A 23927-nucleotide genomic window follows, 5' to 3' on the forward strand; every position below is an offset into this window, starting at 1 on the left:
ACAATACAGGTGCTATGATTATAATGAAATTTTTCATTTTTGGTATTACCCTATCTTTTTTCCCACTGCAGTCACTTGCTGTGGGGAAATATAATTCTATTCCACAGGGACAGGTTAAATTTAAGTCTGGCTTTATGAAGTTTTATGAGCATGGGATTAATTTAGAGGATTTTGATGGTGAAGATACAGTAAAAGCTGGAAAGTATTATGTAGAAATGAATTTAAACTCAAAAAATATTGAAAGTTTAAATGTAAACTTTATTGAAACAGATAAAGAACAAGGTATTCAACCTTGTTTCACTCCGAAAGATATACTGGCTTTTGGTGTAAGACTGAGCATGCTCCCTCAGGACTGGCAAAGCAATGGTTGCATCTTAATTAACGATATTATCCCAGATGCAACAATAACTTTTGACGATAGCGATCAGAAACTATATCTGACGATACCACAGGTCTATGTGGAGAGTATGCCTAATGGATATATTAGACCAGAGTTATGGGATGAGGGTGTACCAGCATTAACCTTAGCTTATAGTTTTAATGCATCTAATTATAAAAACTCATCTGAATATAATGATCATAAAAAAAATAAACAATTTTATTATGGCAGCTTGAATACATCAGCAAAGCTAGGACCATGGCGATTTTATACTAATGGTATGGCAAATAGTAGTAGTGATGAAAGTGTAACGTGGAATAACCAATCTGCTTATATACAGAGATCATTCGCAGCCAATCAGTCACAATTTATCCTTGGAGATGTGAATACTACTGGGGCTATGTTTAATACCACGCCACTTCGGGGGGCCAGTCTATATACTGATGATCGCATGCTGCCAAATTCTATGCGGGGATATGCACCAGTAATCAGAGGGGTCGCCGACAGTAATGCCTTGGTCACCATCCGACAAAATGGCAATGTTATCCATGAAACAAATGTTCCCCCTGGCGAGTTTATTATAAATGACTTAAATACAGCCGGTTATGGTGGGAATCTTGAAGTAACTATCAGAGAAGCAAACGGAAATATAAGAGTACAAGTTGTACCTTATTCTAGTATTCCTCAACTTTTACGTGAAGGATACTCAAGATACACGGCCACAGTAGGTGAAATAAGAAGTTCAAACCTTAGTGATCCACCCATATTATTTGAGGGGAGCTATCAATATGGATTTAATAATTATATTACTGGCTATGGTGGTATACAGAAAACTATATCAACTGATTATTTTGCATTGCTTGGTGGGGTTGCATTTAATACACCAATCGGTGCGTTAAGTTTTGATGCGACACGTTCTTCAACTTCAGTTAAAGCAGATGATGAATCGCAATGTGACTCTACATTTTGCAATATGAGTTTTAAAGTAAGCCTGGCGAAGGTCGTTGAACCAACAAAAACTAATTTTAGCTTAATGGCATATCGCTATTCGAGTAGTAATTATTTTACATTAATGGATGCGCTTAATACCGTTGAGGCCCAAAAGAGTGGCAAAGGTATTCGGACTGAAAATTATCGCGAAGTACTTGAAGCAAATATAAATCAAAATCTATCCGCTGGTTGGGGAAGCCTCTTTTTAACAACCTACTATGGTCGATACTGGCATAAAGATGTTAATGAGAAGAATACGTTAAACTACCAAGTTGGCTATGCAAACTCGGTAGGGTCAGTCAATTATAGCTTAGGTTTTAATCGGTTAAATAATCGCTATGGTAATGGTGAGAATACCTTACGTTTATCACTCAGCATTCCATTAGATACGGCTTCAAGTTATCGTAATAGGCCAAGATTAACGTCGACAATAAGTCATAATGATCGCGAGTCCCGATTAAAAACAGTGATTAGTGGTACTGTGGGCGAACATCAAGAATATAACTATGGATCTTGGATCGATGGAACAAGCAATAGTGATCGCAATTTCGGCGTTAACGGTGGATATAGTGGTAACACATCATTAATAAATCTTGGTTATAGCCAAGGTAGATCGAACTCTATGGCTTCAGTAAATTTAAGTAGTGGTATTGTCGTGCATGCTGGCGGAGTGAACCTATCGCATTCTATTAGCGATACCCTGGGTATTATTGAAGCCAAAGGTGCGACTGGAGCCAGTATTTATCCTTATACAAATGCACGGGTAGCTAAAAATGGATATGCTATTTTACCGTATTTGTCACCATTTCAATATAATGATATCTCTCTTAATGTAAAAGATATGCCAACTAATATAGAGATTGAAGAGGATAGAATTAAAATAGTGCCAACAGCAGGTGCTTCTGTATTGGTGAAGTTTGATACTAAAAATATTAATAACCAAATTCTTAAGATTAAGAATGAAGAAGGACACTATATCCCCTTTGGTGCCAACGCCTATAATGCTGCTGGTGATTCACTAGGTGTGGTTGGTCAAGGTGGGAATATCATTCTCTCGAGTGAGAAATCGCAGAGTATTACTATTGTTTGGAACAGTAAAGAAGGCATACAGAAATGTTTTATCAACTATATACCTGAACTCTATTCTGACTATGAAAACATAAAAATCGTCAACACTATTTGTCGTAATGAAAGTAGCCAACCTAATTGAGGTGAATGTTATATGTTAATTATTAGGATGTTAACCCTTATTGCTTTGTCGTTAGGTTGGATGAGTTCGAGTGTAATAGCTGCAACCTGTTCGGGAAATGTAGCAACGGTTGCTATGCCTCAATTGGTTCTTAACCCAGCAGAAAATGGAGCAATAGATACTGTTCTTGGATCGCGGCTTATTCCCGTTAATACATTAAATTATACCTGTGGGGGGGGGGTAAAAACCCGCCTAACGTCTACTTATACGCGCGGTAATTCTTTATCAGCTCTTCCTGATGTATACAGTACTGAAATTGGTGGTGTAGGAATCAGAATAAAATGGCCCGTTAGCCGTGACGCTGCTTATTTTCCAACGATTCAAGATTGTCAATCGCCTTGCACCATAAATAACGACAGTTTATTAATCGAATTTATTCAAATCGGAAAAATAACAGCGGGGGATATCCCCCAGGGTGAAATTGCAAAGGTTGTCCTTACTGCAGCTGAGGAGACAAGCAATAGTGTAACATTATTATCTATAGTGTTAACAGCCAATACTTCAGTTGTTGTACGTTCCTGCATGATCGCAAATTCAAATTTAAATATTGATTTGGGCAGCTATCCTCTTTCTGATTTCAATACAGGTAATAAACATGGAACTCAAGTTCCATTTTCAATCTCAGTATATTGTCCACAGGCGTCTTCTGTAAAAATAGCATTTACCACTGTTGAACAACAACCTGTAGGTTCCTCTAGAGGGGTTATCCGAAATACTATTCCCGTTGAAAATGGTGGTGCGAAAGGAATAGGGACAAGGATGTTAACTGGGAATGGGATTATTGCTCAACAGGTGGATGGTACAAAATCATCCGAAATTATATTTAACGTAGATGAACATAAAGATCTGAACTATTTTGCTCAAATATACATAGTGGATTCAGATAGAAAAAACATCACATCAGGAAATGTTGCTGGCCAAGTTTATTTCAATTTAACGATAGAGTAATATCATGTTTAGTATCGTCAGAGTGGTTTTTATTAATAGGATGTATTTAACAGGCTGCATTGTCGCGCCATTCGCATTTATGTGCGCACAGGTTAATGCTCAAATACAGCCACCACAATTAAATACTCAAGCATCAAATGCATCCAGAGAATTAGATAGACTGGAACGTAGCCGTACACGCTCAATGATTCAAGATGAAAAACGTAGAGAGAGCGAAATAAGACGTCAGAATAATATTCTCAATGAGCAGCATGAGGATAATCTTTTGAAGTCAAAATATACGTTTTTTATTCATCATATTAGTATTGAAAACGATGATATCTATGCCAATTCACCACAAAGGCAGAAGATTATTATGCAATTCTTAGATACTGAGATGGGACAAAAGGAGATAATGGAATTGGTTAAGGATTTGACCAATTTCTATGTTGGCAAGGGTTATGCGACAACGCTGGTGACTGTTCAACCGGGTAGTTTACGTGAAGGGGTACTAAAATTAGAGGTATTATGGGGGAAGATTTCAGGATTTAGTGTCGAGGGGAATCCACCCACATTCTTTGAAAAAACCAGACTGTTTAGTGCAATTCCTTTTGCCCAAGGGAATAAGCTTAAAATGTCAGATATTGACCAAGGGTTGGATAACTTACTTCGAGTTTCGAGGACTGATAAATTACAAATTGTTCCATCGGATGACTTTGGCTACTCAACTTTAGATCTCAGTAATTCAGTGTATTTCCCTATCTCACTCTCTGTAGGGATGAATAACTCAGGCCGTGAGGCTGATGGTTGGCATCAATACAATTCGACTTTGACAGTAAATAATTTTTCCGGATTTAATGACTCTTTATCTTTCTATTATGCTTACAATGATTTGTATGCCAAAACCGATAGTCAAAGTTCTTGGTCTATGAATTACAGTTTACCACTTGGCTATTGGTTGCTAGATGCTTCCTTATATCGTTCTGAATATGAGAAGGTTATTGGTGGATACTTTGGTGGCTATCATAGTGAAGGTTCTTCCCAGCGAGCTTCTACTAAATTAAGCAGAGTTATTTTTCGAGACGCAGTAGGGAAGTTTAGTGCTTATACAAAAGTCGAAGGCCGCGATAATACTAATAAAATAGAAGATATAAAAATAGGTGTTAGTAGTAAAAAATACAGCAGTATTGCCCTTGGAGTAACGCGGGTTGGCACACTTTGGGGGGGCGGTTTATTTTGGGATCTGAGTTCGACTGCGGGTGTTCCCTGGTTTGGTGCAGCATGGAAAAATGAACCTGACTTAAAAGGGTTTGATCTAAACTACATAAAATATAATGGCATCATTAGCTGGTCTAAGTCATTGGCCCAATATGGTCCAGTGAGTTTATCATATGAAGTTAATTCAGGATTTCAATTTACAAAAGATATATTAGTTAGTGATGGTAAACAATCAATTGGTGATGAATATACCGTTCGGGGTTACAAAGAAAGTTCAGTATCGGGACATAACGGTGGTTACATTTCCAATACAGTTCAGCTGCCCATTGCTATCAATAAATTGGGGATATGGCAGGTGTCGCCTTTTGCTGGCTATGATCTTGGTTTTATTAAAAACAACTGTACTGATGATATGGGCTCGTGCCCTGCAGAGTATTTAACTGGAGCTGCTCTTGGCCTTAAGGCTGTAGGTAGTCATTTTTCCACTTCATTAACATTGGGTTATCCTCTAACCAAACCATCAACATTAAGGAATTCTGATATTGATTCTAGAACACTAAGCTATAGGTTTGATTTACGATTCTAAATAAATAATAAATTCTATCTTAATAAAGTTATATCCAGCAAACTGCAGGAGCTTTACGCATGAGCAAAAATAAAGGTAAGACCAATAATTCTGCATCATCTTTTATTGGGAAACTAACTCAAGAAAATCTACATAAAAAGTTGTGCCCTATTTATTTGGCATTGGTTGCAGTATTGCCCAGTTTGTCTTATGCAAGCTTAGTTCCCGATACAAGTTCAAATGCGCCAACTATTTCAGAGTCAGCCAATGGAACACCGACAGTAAATATTATTAATCCAAACGGTAATGGGATTTCTCACAATAAGTTTGACGACTTTAATGTTGGCCCAGATGGTTTGATTTTTAATAACAGCATGCAGGATGGTGTTAGTAGCATAGGTGGTTATATAATTAAAAACGGTCAGCTACAACAAGAAGCTAGCGCTATCATTAGTGAAGTTACGGGTGCCAAGGGATCGTATTTGAATGGCACAATGGAAGTGTTTGGGAAAAAAGCTGACCTTATCATTGCAAATGAAAATGGCATATCTGTGAATGGCGTATCAACCATTAATGCGAATAACTTAACTCTCAGTACAGGTCGAGTGGAATATGGTGAGAATGGTAATATTCAATTAAATGTTAATAAGGGTATGATTGCAGTAGAAGGACAGGGCCTATCTACTGAAGGATTAACCCACTTTGATATGATCAGCCGTACGGTAAAACTCGATGGTGAAGTCTCTGGGAGTGCCGATATTAAAGTTGTTGCGGGACTAAATACTTACGACACACAAACGCGACAACACCAGATTCGTAACTTATCGGCTGCAGATACCCCTAAAGTTGCTATTGATGGCAGTTCATTGGGTTCCATGTATGGGGGAAGAATACAGCTAATCAGTACCGAAAGCGGTGTTGGGGTTAGACATAAAGGTAGCTTAGTCGGTAATCAGACTGTTGAGATATCGGCCGATGGTGATTTAGCACTGACAGCAATTAGTAGCAAGTCAGGTGATGTTAATTTATCTGGCAACAATATCGATATTTCAGTTAATGAAAATACAGGCTTTGGTGGTGTTATCAGTAATGGTGACCTAATTATTAGAGCTTTATCTCAAGCTAAACTCAGTGCTGATGCAGTATCAAAAAATGGCAATATTAGAATTACTGCTGACTCATTGTTGCAAAATGCAGCACGTATTTTTGCAATGAGCGGTGATAGTGACAAAATAGATGTAACATCAATTTTCATTGATGTTAAGGGTGAATATAAAATAACAGGGACACTTTTCGCTCTTGATGCTTCAGGTAAAAAAATAGAGAATGCAATTATATCCCTTGTGGATGGTAATTATATTGTATCGATTAACGGCGAAACTATTGATTCCGCAACTATAAGTTCTGATGCTGCGATTAGCAGTCAGTCAGGAAATGTTATAGTTAATGCTAATTCATTTTTAAATCAAGGTGCGGGAGTTAATAGCCAGAAGGGGACGTTAAGCTTCACTATTAACGAACTATTTGACAATGATGGTGTTGTCAATGCGAGTGGTCCGCTGAGCATTGTCGCTAATAATTTACATAATAAAGGTGTTTTATATACTGAGCAAGACGCAAATCTTATTCTCGGATCTTTAATTAATAAAGGATTACTGCAAGCTGATAAAAAAAATACCATTAAGTCAAATAGTATTAATAATAGTGGGCGAATTGTCTCAGCCGCCTCAATGTTAGATATTTCCATTGTGAATGGAAGTGCCATTAATAGTGGTGTATTGTCCGGTAAAAATGTTGCTATTAGCCAGGTTAGTGATGGCGGTTTATTGGAAAATACCGGAGTAATTAACTCAGAAGAATCTATTGATATAACAACAGAAAGTGTTTTCAATAGTGGTGATATCACAGCAGCTAAAGATTTATCACTAAATATAAGTAAGGAAGTTAATAATCAAAATGGGGGTAGTATACTCTCAGGTGCCAATCTAAAAATAAATAGCAGTGGGGTTCATGCAGTTAATATAAATAATAACAACAGTTTAATTCAAGGTGGTGCTATTGAAATTAGTAACGTTAACACTATTACAAATAGTAATAATGCAAAACTAATTTCAGAAAGCTCACTTAAGCTTGATGACATTAAAGAGTTAAATAACAAAGGTAGTTCGTCACTCATTCAAGCGAACGAGATTATATTAACGAATATTGATAGCATTAAAAATACTGATGAAGCAAAAATACTCGCGGCTGACCAGTTGTCAATTAGCCATTCGTCAGAATTAGTTAATCAGAACTCATCTATACTCGCCTCTGGTGATATTCATTTGAGTAATATAGAAACGATAAAGAATGTAGATGGATTTATTAATGCAGATGGAACTGTAAGCATAAATAATAGTACTAATCTGTTTAATACAGGAACTGGAACCACCCAATATTCTGGTTCAGGGATAATCGCGAATAATATTGATATTCATTCTGTTACCAATGTGGAAAATTCCGGTGGAAGTTATATTTCAGCATTGGGAGAATGGTTAAAACTAGAACTTATTAATAGTATTATAAATGATAAGAGTAGTGTTATAACATCAGATAATGGCCTAATGATATCTAATATAGATAATCTAAATAACAAAGGCGTTATATACTCTGGCGCTGATATGTCTCTAGATAATATTGGGGCTTTATCCAATATAGGTGATGGGACGGGAAATATCGGTGTTATTAATGCGGGTAGAAATTTATACGTCAGCTATGTCAGTAGTTTTATTAATTCCATTGCGGCAATTATTAATTCTGATGGTGACGCCACCTTCAAAAACATTAATAAACTAGATAATATTAATGCGATAATTCAGGCGTCAGGGATATTGTCCGTAGAGGCTAATACTATTGTAAACAGTAGTGATAAAGGGTCATCTGCTGGTGACGCTATCATTATTGGTGTTGGTGGGCTTACAGTGGAGTCAGACTCTATTTCTAACCTGAATGGAGCGACCTTATTTTCTGATGCTGATATTTCTATTAGATCAAAAAATGTAAATAACAGTGGCTCTAATATCAGTGGTAATAATGTTGATATTCAAGTTGATAACTTAAATAACAGTTCCGGTTATATTTATTCGGCTAAAAATTTATTAATTAAGCTAGCTGAATCTTTGAGTAATTTATCTGGTGACATTTTTAGTGATAATAATCTATCTTTAATTCTCTCTAAAGATTATCGCTACAATGATGATAGTGGTGATATTAATGCTAGAGGTGAGTTCTCTATTAAGACTACGGGCTCTATCATTATTGACCGTATTCTGGAAAGTGCTGCAAGCATACTACTTAATGCAGATGAGAACATTAAAATTTCAAGTAATCAATCTATTTTGAGTCTTAAGGATGTCATTCTTAAGGCAATTAATATTACTAATAGTAGTGGGGCTTTGATTTTCTCCTCGCAAGATATTATTATTGATGCAGAGAAAGGTAAGTTTCTAAATGAAGAAAATGCTAATGTTCTTAGTATGGGTAAAATTGATATTGTTGCAGAGAATATAAAGAATGATGGTGGTAATATTCGTTCTCAAGGCGATATGGCATTAGATGCTAAAATTATTGATAATATTAGTAAGTATGATAATCCTGGGTGGGTTACAGGCCCTGCACAAAATGCTGAAGGTTCACATGAATGGAAGCAAGGGTTTATTAGCCTAGTATATTATAACGCAAAACTCTCAGGTTCAATTCCAACGTGGATTGGTGATTTTAAATTAACTAAAATGGCCGAAATATCATCCGGCGGTAATTTAAATATTAATCAAAAGAATATTTATAGCGCTAAAACGTTAAATAATACAGGTGGTCTTATTCAATCAAGTAAGGATATGATAATATCTGGAACTGTTAATAATGCACCAGAATATAATGAAATGTCATTTTACTATTATTTGACGGAGACGCTGAGTACCCCGATTGAGCTGGAGGTATATAGAAAAGTGATAGGTAGCGATTCTAGTTATGCTCAGTTTAATACGTTATATCAATTGCTGGACTTTTATTTCGGTGATGGAATCCCGGAATCTGTCTCAGGGAAGGATTCATATATATATGATACTCAGTCCAACAGCTTTAATAGCTTAAAAGAAATGGCCAAACAGAGTGAACAATTAAACAGTGTTATGAAAAGATTGTTCGGCGATGCGTGGTTATCTGATAGCCAAGAGAAGCTATCACAAGATTGGGCCAGGGTAACTGGCTCCAATAATGCTTCTTTGAAAGATTTAAAAGATTATGGTTTGTCGGATAATAACGGTGGGATTATCGCAGGCGGTAATCTGACTCACAATGGTGGAGCATTTAACAATGGATTATTCGGTGCGAAACTTGAAGGTGAAAAAATAACAGTTGCTATCGGTGATAAGGAGGTTGTGGTAACTCAAAATCCTTATGAAATTAATATTGGGTTGAAAACAATTGCCGAACTGACGAAAGGATTAAGTACCACAAAAACCTATACCGAACTCGCTAAAATTCAGGGGTTATTTGTTTCTAACCAGAAATGGAAAGATGTTGATTTCACTGCCAAAGTCGGGGATGGTGCCAGTAACCCTATTTATCCGTTTTATGAAACTCGAACTGAGATGATTGATCAGAGCCTTTTCTTTGGTTCGCAATATTTCTTTGACCAAATTGGCTATATACCAGAAACACCTGTTTTGGTTGTGGGCGATAATTATTTTATTAGTGAGGTTATTCGCCGCCAATTAAACGAGTCTGTTGGGACATTTTTCAGTGTGCGCGATGGTATTGATGGCACCGAGTTGGTTGAGAAATTAATGTCCAATGCTGCAACTGTGAATGGAGTAGAAGATTTTACCGTCGGTAAAGCTTTAACTGATGAGCAGATTGCCGGACTGGATAAAGATATTGTTTGGTTTGTAACGGAAAATATCGATGGTCATGATGTACTCACACCTAAAATTTATTTTGCAACAACTACGTTAGAACAATTAGAAAGTGGCCGCTATGATGGTTCCGCCATAGTCCACGCTGGCGGTAATATGGATGTTGATGCATCCTCCTTTAATAATGTTAATGGCCAGATCAGTGCCGGTGGCAATATTAATATTCAATCAGAAGGCAATATTAATAATAGTAGTGTGGGCATGAATGGTGGTATCACTTCAGGTGGAGATTTATCATTGGTCTCCAGTGGTGGTTCTATAACCAACAGTGGCTCTGCTCTTAGTGCCGGTAATGATCTCACTTTACAGGCAGATAATGGTTCAATTGAGCTTACTGCCAGCCAAGGCGCTAATGTTTCCGGTAATCAAGAGCTTCATTATTATAATGATGGTGTCACCGCCGGTGGTAGCATTGACATGAGTGCCAAAGATATCACGGTTAATGCTGTTGATATTGCTGCGGAAAAAGATATCAGCCTGACTTCAACTGAAGGTGATGTCACCTTCAATAATATGTATGAGGTTGAGGGGAATTATGAATACAGCCATAAATCTACGGGGATACTAAGTCACGAATCGACAGAAACTGTCAGCTCAAGTGCTACGAGTGTTGATAGTTCGGTGAACGCAGGCGGCAAGTTTACCGTTAATTCCGCGAATGATATTGTTCTCAAAGGTGGTGAGTATAATGCCCAATCGGGTGAATTGAAGGCTGCTGGCGATGTAGACATCCAAACATCACAAGATTACAGCTATTCTGAAACCACGGTTGAACGCACTGATCTAAAATTTGGTGCAGGCGCGAGTGGTTTTGGGCAATCGGTAGGTTATGATATTAGCGGTCTGGAAGGGGAAAGTAGTAGTACCAGCACCGGTGAGCATAATAATCTTGGGTCGGATATCACCAATGCCGGGTCTAAGCCTGGTCGTGCTCCAACATCTTCCTCTGGTAATTTCCAAGCCGGGTTAGAAACCGTCACGACGGTTGATACTCAGCAAACGACGACAAATAATAATGCTTCACTTAACTTTACCGATTCTATGACATTAGAAGCGGGAAACACGGTTGATATTGGTGGTGGTAATTTTAACACTGAAGGTGCGTTGACTATTGTTGCCGATGAAGTCAAGTCTACAAAGTATGAAGATGAAGTGATAACAACGAGTGAGGAAACCGTTTCGTTTTATGGCGTAAAGGGTGAAGCTCATAGTTCAGTGGCTGATGCTGCTGATAAAGTCGGTAATTTGGTTGAAAAGGGCAATGACGGGCAAGAAATTGATGCCGGTTTAACGGCGGCAGAAGTGGCAGGTAGTGCTTCTAACCTTATGTTTAATGATTTGCTTGGAGGCTCAGTCTCAGTTGGATTCGATACGACGACGACCAGTAGTTCATCGACGACTAAAAGTGAAAATATCACTAATATAAATGCTGGTAATGTATCAATTACTAGTAATGGCGATACCACGTTAAAAGGTGTCGAATTATCGGCTGACAGTGTAGAGATCACTACTGGCGGTGATTTGAATATTTTAGCCGCCGAGTCCTCAACTGAAAATTGGTCGCAAAAAGATACCCACTCTGCAGGCGTCAGTGCCGGGGCCTCCGCCGCTCCTACAGGGGCTGGCGCGGGAGTTTCTGTTGATTACCATGGCAGCACTTCAACCTCAACTGGCTCAAGCCACACATATACTAACTCCAACCTTAATAGCAGTGATATTAGCATTAACACTGGGGGAGATATGACTTTAGCTGGCGGTAATATTCAGTCAGAAACCGCCAACCTTAATATTACTGGCGATCTGAATGTGCAGAGCGTGCAAGATACGGTCAATAACCAGACTAATAGTAATGAGTGGGGTGGATCAGTCGGGGTTGCTGTTTCAACCAATGGAGGACTTATCCCAACATTGGCTGGGAACTACGGCCAAGGTGGCGAACATTATGATTCGAAGACTACAGGGACCCAGACCGGTATTAATACCACCGGTGAGCTGAATATCTCTACAGGAGGGGACCTCAATCTTACTGGCGCGCACATTGTTTCTGATTCCAAAACCGGTACTGTAGATGTTGCGGGCAATATTAACGCAGTCGAGCTATCAGATACTATTGATCAAGATGGTGCTTACGGTGGTGGTGGTGGTGGTATTTCTAAAACAGGCTTACCGACAGTCAATGGCTATTACAACACTGTGGAAAAAGTTGAATATCAAGAAGATCAAAAAGCGACCATCGATGTTGGTAATATTAAAGGAAATGTACAAGGTGAACTGAATACTGATGGTGAAACACTTTCTCAAGTAAATGTTGATAAAGTTACAGCATCAAATAGTATTTCATTTACTGCTGGCGGTTTATCGAGTTCAAATAAACCGGCAAAAAATGGCAATACATCAAAACCACCCAAAACCGCGCCGGTGAAAACTGACAAACCGACACCACCGAAACCTACTCCGGTGGAAACTGACAAACCGACACCACCGAAACCTACTCCGGTGGAAACTGACAAACCGACACCACCGAAACCCACTCCGGTGGAAACTGACAAACCGACACCACCGAAATCTACTCCGGTGGAAACTGACAAACCGACACCACCGAAACCTACTCCGGTGGAAACTGACAAACCGACACCACCGAAACCCACTCCGGTGGAAACTGACAAACCGACACCACCGAAACCCACTCCGGTGGAAACTGACAAACCGACACCACCGAAACCCGCTCCGGTGGAAACTGACAAACCGACACCACCAAAGAATCGACCATCAAAACCAGTGAAAGGAGAGGAGAAGCCAAATCATATGAGCCCTAGTTATCCAGGTTCTAAACTAGGTGGTGATTTCAAAGGTCATTTACCAAAAGATGATAAAAACTCTTCTCGGTGGATCAAAAAAACTGCCACAGGAGATGAGCCAGTATCATACCCTAAGCCATCCGAGATTCGGCAGTCTACACCGCCGTCTAAAGCGCCAGTTTCTTCGGGTAAGCTGCCTGTAGAAAGCAATCCAAATCATATGAGCCCAAGTTACCCAGGCTCGAAACAGGATGGTAGTTTTGTCGGTAGTTTACCTAAAGATGATGGTACATCGTCAGGTTGGATCAAACACCCGACAATATCAGTGCCAACGGATTCGTCCAAACGATAGCCTAGACTAGGTCTATCGAGATAATACTAACAACAGGCTGCCATTACTTTGCAGCCTGTAATTTAACAATAGGATCTATTTGTTCAATTCTTTCTACCGATGCTGAGTTTTAAAGGTGATATAACATGATGGAGATGATTCGGTATAATAAGGCTGTTATAAAAGCCGAGCAAATTGTACCTACTTAATTATAATGGAATTTAGGATCATCTTTACGAGATGAAAATAGAATGTTTATGAAAAATATACTCTCCATCTGCATTAAAAAAAAATTGGAAATTTCTATTTTGATTTTTATCATAATCTCTATTTGTTTGTTTATCTTTTTAAGAGGCAGTAATGATGAAAAAGAGAGAGGATTAAATGTAATAAAATGTAATGCTGAAGTCATCATTCACAGTAATGTACCTGGTATGGTTGCCAATGTTAACATTGATTTTTCAGTTAATTCTACTAGTGGTATTGTTTCTATTGATGGTAAGCTTTATAAGGATAATAAGAGTATAGGGGTGATTAGTCGCAGGATTATTTTTTACGTCTACTCGATTAATGATATACTCTTATTAAGATCAGTAAATAATTGGGCTAGCGAGGTAAATAGTATTGATGATACTTTGATTAATGAAATCATGATCCATGAGTTCTACACCACACCAAATAGAAAAATGCAAATTACGTTCTCGAAAAAAGAGGAGGGCTATTATGGGATATCTACAAAAAGCATTCCATTTATATATTGCTCGCCACGGTAGACTTGCTGATGAGTACAATTGTTGATGGTTTTAATTTTTACAAACAGTTCTTACTTTAGATAGCACATGTCATTTAACTGCTATATTGCTCCAGTCGTTATGGTATATAATATTTAAAATTGTGGTGAGGACCCTAGCTCGTCGTTCTTCAACCCTAGAAACGAAATGTAAGTTCAAGTTGCATTTCATCTGTCGCTACTCATTCTGTTTACTGTGAAAAAAAGTAGTCTTAGCAGAGAAGTACTGCACAATACTCTCAATGGGTCGTATCTTACTTAATCTGATATTGTCAATCCGAGTCAGATTAACCTTTGTGACGAACTGCTAACCCTTGGTAGATTTGCCATCGCAATGTTCTCCTTTATTGATTATTATTGCTGACTATCTATAATAAATTTTTGATACGTATCATTGGAAATAATTGGCATGAGTAAATGTTATACTATAAATGATAATATTACATTTTACCCTGAAAGTGGTATCCTCTCATCCTCTTTGGGTGGCGCTCGCATTAAGATCAACGTGCCAACAGCACAATTACTAGAGGCGTTTGTTAATAGAGTTGGTTTGATAATATCGCAAAGTGATTTGTATTCAATTGCTTGGGGTGATAATGGTGTGAATGTCACACCGAACACTCTGTATCAAAACATTTCATTATTACGTAAAGCATTGCAAGATATCGGGTTGTCTGGTGAAGCCATCACGACTGTAAGAGGAAAAGGGTTTATCTTTACAGTCACTAAAGTTACAGAATGCGAAATCGATATTGACCCTGAAGATGATGAAATTATTATCGAGAATATTGTCCCTCAGCAGCAAGATGAGAAACTAGTAACCAAAAATAAATATAAAATATATAATATAGTATTACTATTCGCATCTGTATTGATTTTCTTTGGCGCTGTGTTTTATTTTATCCATAAAAGTATTCCTAAGCGTATAATCGATTATCCTAAAAACTTCACATTTTTATCAAAAATTGATGGGTGCAGTATATTCACCAGCACTGAATTACATAACTTGGAAAGTCAGGAGAAAGTTAATACGTTTCTAAGTGGCCAATCATTAGAGTGTAATAATTACCCTTATATTTACTTAAACTATACAATAAGACACCCTACAATATCAGTTATTTCTTGTGAGTTTGAAGTTAATTATAGTAAGAAAAATAACTGTAGAACTGAAATATTCGTCAATCATGGTGGTTTTAATGAAATCAAATACTAAATACATACTGCTGATTTTCATATCAGTCATCATGATTGTTTCCACTATTGCTTATGCTTATTTTTTAGCGGATAACAACAATAAAAAACTAAATTGCCATGGTGTGCATTATACGTATAGTAAAAATTTCAACATCAAGTCCAATGTTGAAATAAATCTATATAGCAAAAATGGTTATATGATAATAAATGGAATTGTTACTAATAATAACATACCCTATCAATTAACCAGGAAGACACTATTTAACATCTCTGATATAGATAATAAAACGATTCTGACTTTTACTGGCGTTGAGATTAGTCTTTCAGACGAAGTGAGCCGAACTGATCTTGAGAAAATGCTACCTAGTTTTATGTCTCAAGTAGGGAGTAATCTCTTAATTTCTATTTATAGAATTAACAATAATAATTATATTATTGAGTCTAATGGTGTGGCAAGTTTTCTGTGTAATAAGGATTAGTTTATTAGGTGTTCTGCTTAAACGTCGGCGTGGTTTTGACTATTTTAAATAGAGATATTTAAGCAGTTTTTTATCATACCCTATATCTTTATTATTTATTTTTAAGATTATATTCATTATTATGAATATTAACCAAGTCTTAACTTGGCTAAATTCCGCTCAACTAAAGCCCATCTTCCTCCTGCAGTTGTAGTGAAATTTCCATGCAAGAAAATCACATAATCACTCTTTATTTCAATATGTTATGGTGCATGCGTGACACTTTGATATGGGCTTCTTTGCATAATTTCATTAATTAATTTTTATTAAGACCTTATGATTTATATTATTTCTTAGCTTATGTTTTAATTGTTGCTCTAATTTTTTAATTCAAGTAAAGAGTACATTTTTATGCACTGTATGATAACTATATCTGACCACAATAATTTTTTTTCGTATGGATTGTATCATTTATTTAAGAGCCACCTTAAAATTTGTTTATTGGTTAAGACTACGAGTCTTGCCAATGAGACTGATGATGGCTTTATCGCTATATCCTTTTGTGAGAATGTCAGCGTTACTCTTAAAATTAGAGACAAAAAACATATGGCAAAAGAACTGGCTTCGGAAGTTGTAATTTTTAGGAATGACAGCATTAATCAATTAAGCAGTAAAGTTGAATGTATAATCGCCAATATGCTAAAGCATGGTCACGGGCATGATGTTATCTATAATGATCGTGGGGTCATTAAATTAACGTCAACTCAAATAAAAATTTGCAAATTCTTTTATGATGGGATTGCCACTAAGACTGCTTCTATTTTGCTAAATTTAAGTGAGAAAACCATTAGCACTCACAAACGAAATGTTATGAGGAAGATAAATGTTATTAATAATCAAGGGCTATATCTCTGGATTGAAAAAAATAAGAATCACTATTTTTAAATAGACATAAAAAATTAATTTAAAATAATAAGGTTTTGCTTTGATGAACGATGTTGCTCTTGTGAATAAAATTTATTTCATATTGAAAATAATACTGTCTATCGTGTTTGTTTATTCCGTTTCATTTTTACTGCTAAAATTTAGATATGATAAAAGTGATGTTATTAATTGTAATGCGAATCTGACCATTCATAGAGAAGAATTGGGACTAATGACAAAACTTATGGTCGAATTTTCTATGAATAATAAAAATGGAATTGTCTATATTGATGGCATTGTTTATAAAAATAGTGAGAAAGTAGGCACGATAAGTCGTAGAACCTTTTTTGATGTAACAGCGATTAATGATGATTTGTTATTAACATCGAAGAGAAACTGGGTGACTGAAACTAATAATGTGAATGAATCTTTATTTTCAGATCTGATGCTATCGAGGTTTTATTTAGTTGATGATCATCCCATGGCTGCTTTCTTCACTAAAAATCGTAACGGAAGTTATTATATTTCGACAAAAACAATGCCCTATGTGTACTGCTCTAAGGTTTTAAGAGATCGCTAGAGTTTAGCTTTTTAGAAATAGTGGTCTATTAGCATACTGAGGATATCATTGCTGGTCAGCCTCCTGTAAGTAACCCGTCAACGTGAACCACTAATTCCGGGATACTGATTATGTCCCCTGGAGGAGATCGCCATGTGCAAGCTCCATTATCTGTTAATTGTCTTTATGCAGTCTATTGGGGTTAGGGAACCTGAAAAGATGTCGGCTAGCAAAGCTGGGCTATCTCAGGTAACTGACTTCAACACATAATCCCAATTGGTGGATTTAGCTGTCATGTTTCAAACATATTCGGACTGATATTCTGTATTGTCGGTGTTGAACAATACATTTAAGAGTAAAGTTAAATGTATTTAAAATCAATTTGTTAGGTATTTACTTTTATTGAAAGTAAGCCTGAAGAGTCTTAACTCCACCTTAATTAGACTAAATCATTAAATTTTTAGCTCTCTCTAGGACACACTCAAATCCTTAATCAACGTGTCATTAGAGGAATAAATACATGCGTACAACACTTTTAACTTTATCACCTGCCGCTTTGTTATTGTTGGCTTCGGCTGGAACGGCCTTTGCAGCAGACTCTGGGCGTAATGCAATGATAACGATAGAGGCTAGCATCGTAACTGCAACCTGTGATGTATCGGTCACTGACCGATTGAATTTGAATAACCACACAGCAGCCGTTTTCACTGCCGCTAATACTTTTATTGATACGACGGCACAAAATTTTGATGTGAGACTTATGAATTGTGGGACACCATCGGCGGAGGATGATACTGCGAGCTTGCGTATTTCGGGTTCAACACTGAGCGGTGGCAGTAACAATATCTTTAACAGCGATAATAGCTCTAGTGTTGGTGTCATGATCAAACATGAAGGCACCATCTTACAAAGTGGAGACTCTATTCTTGTTGGGACTGCGGGTAGCACGCCAGCACCTGGAGATTTTGAAAAATCGATTTCTTTAAGTGCCGCGTTAGCTACCACTAATATATCAGCCATCGAAAATACAACGATTAGTGCACCAATTACATTTAGTTTTGTTTATAACTAACCATTTCTGATGGCAGGTGATGATAACTCCCTGCCATCAGGCAAGAGGAGTTTGAGTAATGAAATTTTTATTTCGCACGCTGTCTTTGATATTTGTTGGTTTGACTGCCACTCAAACCGTTCAGGCTGGCGGATTTGGTATTAGTGCCACTCGGCTGATTTACCCACAGGGTGCATCGAGTGTTTCACTCACTTTGCGCAATACGCAACCAGATGCTCCTTATTTGGTACAGACCACAGTCAGCGCTTCTATTGATGGGAAAGGAGTAGCCCCTTTTTTGGTCACTCCTCCGTTATTTCGCCTCGAACCAAATAGTAGCAACCAAATTCGGATTTCTGCTAATGGCGGGGCTTTGCCCAGTGATCGTGAATCGGTTTTCTATATTAATGCTCGGGCTATACCCAGTAGTGTTGCAGGAACTGGAGAAGATCAGCAACAAAGCGTTGGTGGTGAAGTAAAACTGGGCGTTGCGAACGTCATCAAGTTATTTTATCGCCCTGCTGGATTAGCCCCGAGTGTCGCCAATGCCCATAAGAACCTACAATTTACCCTAGTGAAAGAGGGATTACAGGTTAATAACTCCTCACCCTATTTTATTAACTTTGCTGGCATCAGTTTTGCCGGAGAGGCGCTATCTTTGGCGCGCGCCGAAGCTAGTATGATTGCCCCTTTCAGCAGCCATATCTTCCCGACCAAAGTTAAACAAGGGGAGATCCGCTGGCGGGTGATCAACGATCTTGGAGGTATCGATGCCTTTACTAAAGTGGTGCCGTAATGCAGGTTCTGCGAGCCTTTTCATCTGTGTAGTCGCTCTGCCGGTACAAGCTGCTGAAATAGTGGATTTCCGTGCCACCATTGTTCCTGGAACTTGCGAAATTAAGCTAGATCAAGAGTTTTTGGATTTGGGGAGCGTCCAAACAAGCTCGTTGTTATCGGGAGCCGTGGCTGCATCCAATACTTTCTCTCTGAAAGTACAAAATTGTAGCGGGACGGCACCTGGTAGCCAAAAACCTGTTATCCAGGTCACTGGCAATGGTGATGGCAGTGGCAGCAAATGGCTGTTTCGTGACGCTGACTCAGACGCTCAAGGGGTTGGTGTGCTGCTAACTCAAAACATGAATACCGTTCGCCATGATGACAAGCTGCAATTTCAAGGAATAGTCCCGCCAGCCACAGGTGCCGCTATGGCATTTTCCGCAGGGGTATCCTGTATTGATTCGGGGGGCTGTAATCCAACCACCGGTAAACTCATTGCTCGAGTTACCTTCAATTTTCTTTACGATTAAGAGCGCATTATGATTCGAGCCCTTCGTTTTCGAGACTTGCAACTTATCAGTGGCTTACTCCTTAGCCTCTGGGGAAATAGCGTTTTTGCTGCTGATGGCGGAATAAGCCTTGGACAAACGCGGGTCATATTTAATGAAACTGATCGGGCGCGCACTGTTCTGGTTAAGAATGATGGCGATAAAACTTATTTAATTCAGTCTCTGATTCAACTGGGCCCAGATAATAAGCAAGCAACACCATTTAACGTGACACCACCCTTATTTCGGCTGGAGCCTAATAGCCGTAATTTGCTGCGTATTATACGCCAGAATGAAGGAACATTATCGCAGCAACATGAATCGGTGTTTTATTTATCTGTTCTGGCGATTCCTGCTCAAGCCTCCGAGCTGACAGAGCAGGCCCAGCTATCAATGGGAATTCGTTTTTTGATTAAGCTGTTCTATCGCCCCGATGGGTTGAATATGATCCCGGAAGACGCTTACTGCAAATTACAATTTACCCAAGTCGCTGAGGGTATCCGTGTAGAAAATCCTACACCCTATTTTTTAACGCTGGGGCAATTGAATATTAATCATCGCGCCGTTAGTTTCGAGCAGCACCCGGCAATGATTGCCCCTCACAGTAATCAAATTTATCCAGCTATTTCACCGTTGGCAATGGCTGACTGGCGAGTGATTACCGATTACGGGATCCTCTCGTCGAAATGCGAATATTCACCGCCATAATTTCTGGAGAGTAAATGAAAAGTTTCTGGACTCGCCTGTCATTAATAATGATTGGGAGCTTACTGATGCTGAACAGTTTATCGGTGAGCGCAAATCAGACTGAACTTAAAGGTATTTCCTTTTATGTGATGCGGGTTATTTACCCGGAAAAAGCCAGTCAGGGTGTTGCATTAACCGTCTATAACAAAAGTGATCAGCCTTTTTTAATGCAATCTTGGATTCGGAGTATGGATCCTCAAACTGGCGGCGTTGCACCGCAGGGCAAAGTCGTTACTCCGATGCCCTTTATTGTCACTCCACCGCTGCAACGACTGGAGCCTAATAGTGATTTGACCTTGCGTATTCGGCGTACCGGAGGGGAGTTAGCACAGGATCGGGAGTCAGTATTTTATATTGCTACCAAGGCTATCCCATCTACACCTGCGAATATGGCGCAAAACGGCGGTCAATTAACGTTAGCTGTTGTCAGTAATCTTAAACTATTTTACCGCCCGTCCAGCCTGCCGGACAGTGGGGTGGCAGGTGCTGCCTCACAATTACACTTCCATCTGGAAGGTAATACGCTGGTTGCTGAAAACCCAACGCCGTTTTGGTTGACATTTTCTCGGTTAAAAGTTGGTAACTATTTGTTTGATAATGCGGCTATGCGCCTGATGGTTCCACCAAAAGGGCAGCAACGCTATAACTTGCCTGCGGGTACAAAGGGGCCAGTTGAGTGGCAATTGCTTGATGAGACAGCATGGAATACGCCATTAGAACAACAAAAATCACTTACTGGCTCATCTCGATATTGATATCCAGTTTGCCGACAAACTTATTTTAACTTCTGGTTAATCATATGTTTTTAATTCCAATTTTGTGTATTGGCAAAACAGATAAACCAGGTTGAGCTAAATATCATGAAACGACACGTTAATGGGATAAAAATCTCACCTATATTTACGGGTGCGATATTACTTACGTCTGTTCTGCCCGCTTGGGGCAGGGATTATTTTGATGCCGGACTGCTAATGCTTGATCAAGAGCAGTCTGAAAAAGTGGATTTGACTCAGTTTGAGACTACCGATCAGGTGCCTGAAGGGGCCTATCTGGTGACGGTATTTGTTAATCAGATTGAGCGCGGCGAGCAAACAATCACTTTCCAAAAAGGCTCTCGGAATAAGGTTGAGCCACTCCTCACGCCAGCGTTACTGAATGAGTTAGGCGTGAATACTAGTGCACTGCCGACATTCTCAAATTTACCACTGGATAAGCCAGTGGAGGATTTGCCTGCCCTGATTCCTCATGCACAGGTGCAATTTTCTCTGGCCAAGTTGCGGCTGGATATCAGTATCCCCCAAGTCGCAATGCAGCCAAATAGTAGCAGTCAGGTTGATCCCTCATTGTGGAACCAAGGTATTCCGGCATTTTTGCTGAATTATAACTTGAACGGCAGCCGCAGCCGACGTTCTTCCCAATCAGACTTGGGAACATCAGAGCAAACAAGCCTCTTTGCCAACTTACGGGCGGGGTTGAACTTTGATGCCTGGCGTTTACGCAGCCTGATTACCCATAGCCGGAATACGTCGAATGGTGATAATCGTGCGGGTGAAAGTACGCAGGACACCCAGTTTATCAATAGCTACCTGCAGCGGGATATCCAGCCTTGGCATTCTGAAATATTGGCAGGTGAAAGCAGCAGTGGCGGGGATGTTTTTGACAGCATTCCGTTCCGTGGCGTCAAACTTAACTCAACCGAAGAGATGTTGCCCAACAATCTGCGTGGCTTTGCTCCGGTTATCTCTGGTGTTGCGCAAAGTAATGCGAGGGTAACCGTGAGGCAGAATGGCAACATTGTATATCAAACCTATGTTGCACCAGGCCCGTTTACGCTAAATGACTTGGGGCAGAGTGGTTCTTCAGGTGATTTGACGGTAACGATAACTGAAGCTGATGGTTCTATTCGCACCCAGACTGTCGCCTATTCAACACTGCCGGTAATGTTACGTCCTGGTGCATTTAAGTATGAACTGACCAGTGGGAAATATAATGGCAGCACTACTGTTGGTTCTCAGGAGTCAACCTTTGGACTCGGCACTTTGGTTTATGGCTTGCCCTATAATCTCACGCTGTATGGTGGTGGACTGGTCGCGGATGATTACTTCTCAAGCGTGGTAGGGAGCGGGTTGTCTTTAGGGAACTTTGGCGCATTGTCTGCGGATGTCACTCAGTCGAACGCTAAGCTGAAGGACGTGGATGACCGGCAAAAAGGAGAGTCATATCGGTTGCGCTATGCCAAAAATATTGCCAGTACCGGCACATCAATTGATGTCGCGACTATGCGCTACTCGACCCGAAATTATTACAGTTTTTCCGATGTTAACAACAATGGCTACCAATTACGCGACGATCAGTTGCCCTGGTCACAAGACCGTAAGCGCAATAGTTACCAGTTACGTTTGTCTCAGAATATGGGGGATTTAGGATCGCTATATATCTCTGGGATGCGGGATAACTATTGGGACAACGGTAAGGTCAATAACAACCTTACTGCGGGCTATAGCAACAGCTACCACGGGGTGACTTACGGCATGAATTACAGTATTGACCGCATTAAAGGGGACAATAACTGGCCGGAGAACAGACAGTTATCCATGAACGTTCAAGTACCATTAAGTTTGTTGAGTGGTTCATCACTTGCTAACCGTAGCTTCGCCAGTTATCAGATGACAAATAACAATCAAGGTAGTGTCCAGAATCAGGCGGGTATTAACGGAACATCAATGGATGACCGTCTTTCTTACAATGTGACACAAGGCTGGTCTAACGACGGCAGCAGTGACATGGGGTCTGTGAATACTGGTTACCGTGGCAGCAAGGGTATGGCGAGTATGGGATATAGCTATGGTAGTGGCTACCGCGCGGTGAATATGAATGCCAGCGGCGGGGTGGTGGCACATGCCGACGGAGTCACATTGAGTCAACCTTTGGGCGATACCGTTGCATTAGTCAGTGCACCAGGTGCCAGAGGAAGTAAGGTGATGAGCGGCAATAATCAGGTGGACAGTCGTGGTTATGCGGTAGTGCCTTATCTCTCAAACTATCAGCGCAATAATATTAGCCTGGATCCGGCAACCCTGCCTGAGGGGGTTGACATAACGCAGTCAAGCCAAAATCTCTACCCAACTAAAGGTGCAGTGGTTAAGGCTAACTTTGCAACACGCGTTGGTTATCAAGTATTGGTTACTTTGAGTAAAAGTGGCGGATTAATACCTTTCGGTGCCGTGGTTGCCGTTGAAGAGAGTGCGGGTGAAGAGCCGAATACCAGCATTGTTGGAGATGCAGGGCAGGTCTATCTCAGCGGGCTACCAGAAAGTGGTCGTCTAAAAGTGAAGTGGGGGGGGGATACTAGCCAGCAATGCAATGTAGCGTTCAATTTGGCAAACACTCCAGCCCCGTCAGCGGCTAATCCGATACGTCATTTACCATTACGTTGTGAGGTTTAACATGTTGAGCACCGAGAATTC

15 protein-coding genes are annotated in these 23927 nt (G+C 39.5%); all 15 read left to right on the forward strand.

Annotation, left to right across the window (positions count from 1 at the left end; genetic code table 11):
- The first annotated feature begins 23 nt into the window (after positions 1–23).
- A complete protein-coding gene (locus DJ58_RS03245) occupies positions 24–2579 on the forward strand; it encodes a fimbria/pilus outer membrane usher protein (protein ID WP_050413928.1) in 2556 nt (851 codons plus the stop codon).
- 12 nt (positions 2580–2591) lie between these two features.
- Positions 2592–3566, forward strand: a complete 975-nt coding sequence (locus DJ58_RS03240; protein WP_032913272.1) for a fimbrial protein — start codon at positions 2592–2594, stop codon at positions 3564–3566.
- Between the two features lie 4 nt (positions 3567–3570).
- Positions 3571–5349, forward strand: coding sequence for a ShlB/FhaC/HecB family hemolysin secretion/activation protein (locus DJ58_RS03235; RefSeq protein ID WP_004712455.1), 1779 nt, complete (start codon positions 3571–3573; stop codon positions 5347–5349).
- 59 nt (positions 5350–5408) lie between these two features.
- Positions 5409–13433, forward strand: coding sequence for a two-partner secretion domain-containing protein (locus DJ58_RS03230; RefSeq protein WP_050504536.1), 8025 nt, complete (start codon positions 5409–5411; stop codon positions 13431–13433).
- 236 nt (positions 13434–13669) lie between these two features.
- Entirely contained in the window at positions 13670–14185 is a 516-nt protein-coding gene (locus tag DJ58_RS03225) for a hypothetical protein (protein WP_138070084.1), read from the forward strand.
- 426 nt (positions 14186–14611) lie between these two features.
- Positions 14612–15415, forward strand: a complete 804-nt coding sequence (locus tag DJ58_RS03220) for a winged helix-turn-helix domain-containing protein (RefSeq protein WP_004712183.1) — start codon at positions 14612–14614, stop codon at positions 15413–15415.
- A complete protein-coding gene (locus DJ58_RS03215) occupies positions 15399–15875 on the forward strand; it encodes a hypothetical protein (RefSeq protein WP_226977636.1) in 477 nt (158 codons plus the stop codon). The genes DJ58_RS03220 and DJ58_RS03215 overlap by 17 nt, the downstream gene beginning before the upstream one ends.
- A gap of 585 nt (positions 15876–16460) precedes the next feature.
- A complete protein-coding gene (locus tag DJ58_RS23690; protein WP_004712187.1) occupies positions 16461–16799 on the forward strand; it encodes a helix-turn-helix transcriptional regulator in 339 nt (112 codons plus the stop codon).
- A gap of 43 nt (positions 16800–16842) precedes the next feature.
- Entirely contained in the window at positions 16843–17358 is a 516-nt protein-coding gene (locus DJ58_RS03210; protein ID WP_032911898.1) for a hypothetical protein, read from the forward strand.
- Between the two features lie 499 nt (positions 17359–17857).
- Positions 17858–18409 carry a fimbrial protein gene (locus DJ58_RS03205; protein WP_032911900.1) on the forward strand — a complete coding sequence of 184 codons (552 nt, stop codon included), beginning with the start codon at positions 17858–17860 and terminating at the stop codon, positions 18407–18409.
- A 58-nt stretch (positions 18410–18467) separates the two neighbouring features.
- Complete coding sequence (locus DJ58_RS03200) at positions 18468–19184, forward strand: fimbrial biogenesis chaperone (protein WP_004712193.1); 717 nt, start codon at positions 18468–18470, stop codon at positions 19182–19184.
- Entirely contained in the window at positions 19159–19695 is a 537-nt protein-coding gene (locus DJ58_RS03195; protein WP_032911901.1) for a fimbrial protein, read from the forward strand. Before DJ58_RS03200 ends, DJ58_RS03195 begins: the two co-directional genes overlap by 26 nt.
- A gap of 9 nt (positions 19696–19704) precedes the next feature.
- Positions 19705–20421, forward strand: a complete 717-nt coding sequence (locus DJ58_RS03190) for a fimbrial biogenesis chaperone (RefSeq protein WP_050413920.1) — start codon at positions 19705–19707, stop codon at positions 20419–20421.
- A 14-nt stretch (positions 20422–20435) separates the two neighbouring features.
- Positions 20436–21215: a fimbrial biogenesis chaperone gene (locus tag DJ58_RS03185; protein WP_004712198.1), complete on the forward strand. Its 780-nt coding sequence runs from the start codon at positions 20436–20438 to the stop codon at positions 21213–21215.
- A gap of 105 nt (positions 21216–21320) precedes the next feature.
- The gene (locus DJ58_RS03180; protein WP_032911903.1) at positions 21321–23906 is read left to right on the forward strand and encodes a fimbria/pilus outer membrane usher protein; all 2586 of its coding nucleotides are present in this window, start codon (positions 21321–21323) and stop codon (positions 23904–23906) included.
- Positions 23907–23927: the final 21 nt, after the last annotated feature.

Origin of the sequence: Yersinia frederiksenii ATCC 33641 (assembly GCF_000754805.1) — a bacterium.
In the GTDB taxonomy this organism is placed as follows: Bacteria; Pseudomonadota; Gammaproteobacteria; order Enterobacterales; family Enterobacteriaceae; genus Yersinia; species Yersinia frederiksenii.